Raw genomic sequence first — 5,170 nt, forward strand, 5'->3', positions numbered from 1 at the left:
ACATTCCCGGAGAGCGGATGTTCGTGCAGAGCCGAGTGACCGACCTGAACGGCAAACCCTTGCACGGCGTGCCGGTCGACGTCTGGCATGCCGACGATGAGGGGTATTACGATTCACAGAAACCCGATTACGAGGCGCAAGGTCCGTCGTCGCGGGGCCGATTCACCACCGATGCGGACGGGCGATTTTTCTTCCGCACCATCCTGCCTTGCAGCTATCCGATCCCGACCGATGGGCCCGTTGGTGAAATGATCCTGCAGACGCGGCGTCATCCGATGCGGCCGGCGCACGTCCATTTTCTGGTCAATGCACCGGGGTACGAGCCGCTGGTCACGCACGTCTTTATCGAGGGAGATAAGTATCTCGATTCCGACGTGGTGTTCGGGGTCAAGAACGATCTGGTTTCCAAAGTGGAGAAACGCGCCGATGCGACCATGCCGGATGGCAAGCCCGCCGAGGCGCCCTGGTATCTCATGCGCTACGAATTTCGGCTAAAGCCGGGCCGGGGCACGGCGCCAAAGCCGATGATGGCAGCGACCGAGGGCGCGTGAGCGCTAGCTGAAGTCGACATCGACCGCACCTGCATCCTCAATTATCTTGCCCGTCGCTTTGAACGACAGGTAAAGACGCAAGCATGATGTATCTTGAAGCTCCGCCGCAGCTCATCGGCACCACCATGTTTTCGCCGATGCCGGAGAAGTTTCGGCGCCGCGGCGTGCGCACCGATTGGGCGGACGCCAACCGCCCGGGTCAGCCCACCGACTGTTTTATCGAAGGCCCTGCATTCGACGCCGAGGGCCGACTCTACGTGGTCGACATTCCCTTTGGCCGCATCTTTCGGATCGCGCCGGATGGCGAATGGTCGCTGGTGATCGAATATGATGGCTGGCCCAATGGGCTGAAAATCAGCGCGGATGGTCGGGTGTTCGTGGCCGACTACATGCACGGCATCATGGAGCTCGATGTGAAGGCGGGCCGGATGCAACCGATCCTGACCGCGCGCAATTCCGAATCCTTCAAAGGATGCAACGACCTCCACATCGCCTCGAATGGCGACATCTATTTCACCGACCAGGGCCAGACCGGGTTGCATGATCCAAGCGGGCGGGTCTATCGGCTCTCGCGCGCAGGGCGTCTCGACTGCCTGATCGATACCGGGATTAGCCCCAACGGCCTAGTGCTCGATCCCGGCGAAACCGTGCTGTTTGTCGCGATGACGCGGGACAACGCGGTGTGGCGATTGCCCTTCATGAAAGACGGCAACGTCTCCAAGGTCGGCCGCTTCTGTTCGATGTTCGGCGCCAGCGGGCCGGACGGATTGGCCGTCGACAAAGCCGGCCGCCTGTTTGTGGCGCACGCCTCGCTCGGACATGTGTTCGTGTTCGCTCCGAATGGAGAGCTGGTGGCGCAGATCAAGTCCTGCGCGGGACCGAGTTGCACCAACGTCGCGCTCGGTGGCGCCAACCGCGACCGCCTCTATGTGACGGAATCGGCGACCGGCACCGTGCTTGTCGCCGACATCAGCGAATTGAGGTAGCGCATTCATGGCTTTGACGAACGATCGGTAATGAAATGAGATCTCGACCATTCGGGCCAGGCGGTGCGCCGGTGTCGGTCATCGGGCAAGGAACCTGGCATATCGATCACGGCGATCGGCAACAGGCGGTCGCCGCTCTGCGGCGTGGCATCGATCTCGGCCTGACTCACATCGACACCGCGGAAATGTATGGCGATGCCGAGCTGGTGATCGCGGAGGCAATCGTCGGGCGGCGCGACGATGTGTTCCTTGTGTCAAAGGTTTTGCCGAGCAATGCCTCGCGACGCGGCACCGTCACGGCTTGCGAGCGCTCGCTGAAGCGGCTGAGAACAGATCGGCTCGACTGCTATCTGCTGCATTGGCGCGGTTCCTATCCATTGTCGGAAACAGTCGCGGCATTCGAGCACCTGGTCGCGGAGGGCAAGATCCGCTCTTGGGGGGTCAGCAATTTTGATGACGATGATCTGGACGAGACGCTGGCGATTGCGGGCGAAGGCAAGATCGCGTGTAATCAAGTGCTCTATCATCTGAACGAGCGCGCGATCGAGCATGCGGTGATTCCCTGGTGTAAGCAGCACGCGGTCGCGGTGGTCGCTTACTCGCCTTTTGGCAGTGGCGACTTTCCGCAAGCGAACGGCAAGGGGGGCCAGGCGCTGCACAGGATTGCGCAGGCGCATGGAGCCTCGCCGCGTCAGGTGGCATTGGCGTTTTTGACGCGCGATCCGCAACTGTTCGCGATTCCAAAAGCCTCGAATCCGGCGCATGCCGCCGAGAATGCCGGGGCAGGCGATCTCGTGCTAAGCCCCGACCAACTCGCGGCGCTCGACGAGGTGTTTCCGTTGGGAACCAGACCGCGCGGCTTGCCGATGCTTTAGACCGTGTGTGTGGCTGCTTTGCATGCAGTTCGCTAACAAACGAACTCGCTGACAATCGCGCATATCGGCTGCCTGTTTTCGGCGCTTGTCGTTCGGGAGCAATTGTCGTTTTTGGGGTCATCGCCCGAATCGAAAATTTCTGCGCCCGAGTTCGACAGTGACCCCGCCATCCGCCGCATCCGCCAGGCTGGACAGTACCCGATTGCCCTTGCCTGATAAGCCTCCTCCCAATCGTGCGGCCCCCGCGCGCGCAGACCGGCCATTCCGCGGCATCGTCCTGATCCTCGCATCGACCGTGTTTCTCGGCATGTCCGATGTGACCGCGAAATATCTCTCGGCGACCTTGCCGTCGATCGAGATCGCCTGGATCAGATTTCTGGTGTTCGCGCTGATCATGTCCCCGGCGATGCTGCCGCGTTCGCCGCTTTATTCATTGCGCTCCCAAAGACCCGGCTTGCAGATGCTGCGCGGTGCCGCGCTACTGGGCTCGTCCCTGTTTTTCATATCGGGTCTTCGGTTTCTGCCGATAGCGGAAGCCTCCGCCACCGGCTTCGTCTCGCCGCTGTTCGTCACCGCGCTGTCGATCGTGTTTCTGGGCGAGAGCGTCGGCGTACGCCGCTGGATTGCAACGGCAGTCGGGCTGATAGGGGTACTGATTATCCTGCGGCCCGGCACTGGCGCGTTTCATCCGGCCGCCTTTTTCCCGATCATCTCTGCGCTGGCGTGGGCATGCACCTTGGTGATGACGCGCATGCTGAGTGGAAGGGAACACGCTCTCACCACCATGACGTATTCCTCGATCACCGGCGCGTGCATCATGTGCGCGCTGGTGCCCTTTGTCTGGGTGGCGCCGAGCTGGCACGATATCCTGTTTGGGATCTTCATCGGCATTGCATCGACCGCAGGGCAATGGATTGTTGTGCTGGCGTTTCGTTACGCCGACGCCTCCGTGCTCGCGCCGTTCTCGTATACCCAGCTCCTGTGGGTTAGCATTCTCGGGTTTGTCATCTTCGGCGAACTTCCGGATATCTGGACCGTGATCGGCGCGGTGTTTATCGTGGGCAGTGGGCTCTATACCGCGCATCGCGAGCGGATCAGGCGTTCGCAGCTTTTGGCGATGGACGGCGAGCTCTCTCCTAACGCGTAGCCCATCCAACACGTGCTCATCTGCACGGAGCGGGCTTGTGGATCGTTCAGTTGACGAGAGCGCTCCAAGCGCGGCTAATGCGACGGCCGGAACACCAGGGGGGGTCGTTTGCGCGCGGCCATTTTTAGAAAAGGAGAGATCGTCGCCGACACGCTGCCGGAGCCCAGGCCGGCCGCGGGGCAGGTGCTCGTCAAGACGCTGGCTTGCGGCATTTGCGGCTCTGACCTGCACGCGCGCAAACACGCCCATCGAATGGTCGAATTGTCGCGGCGACTCGGTCGCCCACCGATGGATCTCGATCGCGACGTGGTGTTCGGCCACGAATTCTGCTGCGAAATCCTCGACTATGGACCGGCTACGCAACGCAAGCTGAAGCCCGGGGCGCGCGTGTGTTCGTTGCCGGCGTTGCTGACGCCGGAGGGACCGAAGGGGATCGGCTATTCAAACGAAAACGTCGGCGGATATGCCGAGCGCATGCTGCTCAGCGAGGCGTTGTTGCTCGAGGTGCCAAACGGTCTTGCTTCGGAACACGCCGCACTCACTGAACCGCTGGCCGTCGGTGTGCATGCCGTCGCCAAGGCAAATATACGCGGCGACGAGGTGCCATTGGTGATCGGCTGCGGTCCGGTCGGGCTCGCCGTGATCGCGGCGTTGAAGCTGAAGGGATTGCATCCGATCGTGGCCGCGGATTACTCGCCGGCTCGCCGCGAGCTGGCGCAGAAACTCGGCGCCGACATCGTCGTCGACCCCGCGCGCACCCAGCCGTACGCGACCTGGGCTGAGCACGCCGCGATGTCGCCGGAACAGAAGGCCGCGCGTCCTGCGTTGCAGGCCTGGTTGCCTGCACTCAAGCCAGCGTTGATCTTCGAATGCGTCGGAATACCCGGCGTGCTCCAGCAGGTATTTGAAGGCGCGCCGCGCGACGCCCGAATTGTAGTGGTCGGGGTTTGCATGGAACCGGATCGCTCCGAACCGATGCTCGGGATCATGAAGGAGCTCAACGTCCAATATGTACTCGGCTATACGCCCGACGAATTCGCGCACTTGCTGCGTCTGATTGCGGAGGGGCAGGTTGAGGCGGCTTCGCTGGTGACCGCGACAATCGGCATCGATGGCGTCGCCGGCGCGTTTGCCGAGCTCGCCAACCCTGAGCGGCACACCAAGATCATCGTCGAGCCCTGGCGCTAGAACCCCGGCCGAGCCCCGGAGCTCACGGTTGATGTCGTGGCCTACACCGGCAGAGCGATCGAATATTTCACCTGACTTAGCGCAAAACTGGACTCGATCGAGGCGATACCATCTAGTCGCGTCAGCTTGTTTTTCAGGAATGCTTCATAGGAGGATAGATCGGCGGCGACCACGCGCAGGAGGTAATCTCGATTGCCGGTCATCAGGTAGCACTCGAGCACCTCGTCCCATTTCGAGATCGCCTTGGCGAACCGGTTCAGGTCTTCCTCCTTTTGGCGCGCCAGTTTGATCGAGATGAAGACGCTGACGTGCAGCCCAAGCGACTTCTGGTCGACGGTCGCGATATAGCGCGTGATCACGCCGCGCTGTTCGAGAAGCTTGACGCGGCGATGGCACGGCGAAATCGAGAGGCCAACCTGCTCG

Annotated in this window: 5 protein-coding genes and 1 pseudogene; 5 read left to right on the forward strand and 1 reads right to left on the reverse strand. The window is 61.7% G+C overall.

Features of this window, described 5'->3' with window-relative positions:
• The 5 genes and pseudogenes from VJV58_RS15405 to VJV58_RS15425 form a co-directional block, all read left to right on the forward strand.
• A pseudogene (locus VJV58_RS15405) lies at positions 1–551 on the forward strand (hydroxyquinol 1,2-dioxygenase); the annotation flags it as partial.
• Positions 552–637: 86 nt separating this feature from the next.
• Positions 638–1,537, forward strand: coding sequence for an SMP-30/gluconolactonase/LRE family protein (locus VJV58_RS15410; protein WP_324138231.1), 900 nt, complete (start codon positions 638–640; stop codon positions 1,535–1,537).
• Between the two features lie 35 nt (positions 1,538–1,572).
• A complete protein-coding gene (locus tag VJV58_RS15415) occupies positions 1,573–2,412 on the forward strand; it encodes an aldo/keto reductase (protein ID WP_324138228.1) in 840 nt (279 codons plus the stop codon).
• 157 nt (positions 2,413–2,569) lie between these two features.
• Positions 2,570–3,559, forward strand: coding sequence for a DMT family transporter (locus tag VJV58_RS15420; RefSeq protein ID WP_414641505.1), 990 nt, complete (start codon positions 2,570–2,572; stop codon positions 3,557–3,559).
• A 108-nt stretch (positions 3,560–3,667) separates the two neighbouring features.
• The gene (locus VJV58_RS15425; RefSeq protein WP_324138229.1) at positions 3,668–4,747 is read left to right on the forward strand and encodes a zinc-binding dehydrogenase; all 1,080 of its coding nucleotides are present in this window, start codon (positions 3,668–3,670) and stop codon (positions 4,745–4,747) included.
• Between the two features lie 41 nt (positions 4,748–4,788).
• Here the strand turns inward: VJV58_RS15425 and VJV58_RS15430 are convergent.
• A partial coding sequence (locus tag VJV58_RS15430) for an Lrp/AsnC family transcriptional regulator (RefSeq protein ID WP_324138230.1) occupies positions 4,789–5,170 on the reverse strand: 382 nt, incomplete at its 5' end.

The sequence above is a fragment of the Bradyrhizobium sp. genome (genome assembly GCF_035273305.1).
Taxonomy (GTDB): Bacteria; Pseudomonadota; Alphaproteobacteria; order Rhizobiales; family Xanthobacteraceae; genus Bradyrhizobium.

Coding starts and splice junctions, on each gene's coding strand:
- VJV58_RS15410 (WP_324138231.1), top strand. CDS start 638: ATGTATCTTGAAGCTCCGCCGCAGCTCATCGGCACCACCATGTTTTCG.
- VJV58_RS15415 (WP_324138228.1), top strand. CDS start 1,573: ATGAGATCTCGACCATTCGGGCCAGGCGGTGCGCCGGTGTCGGTCATC.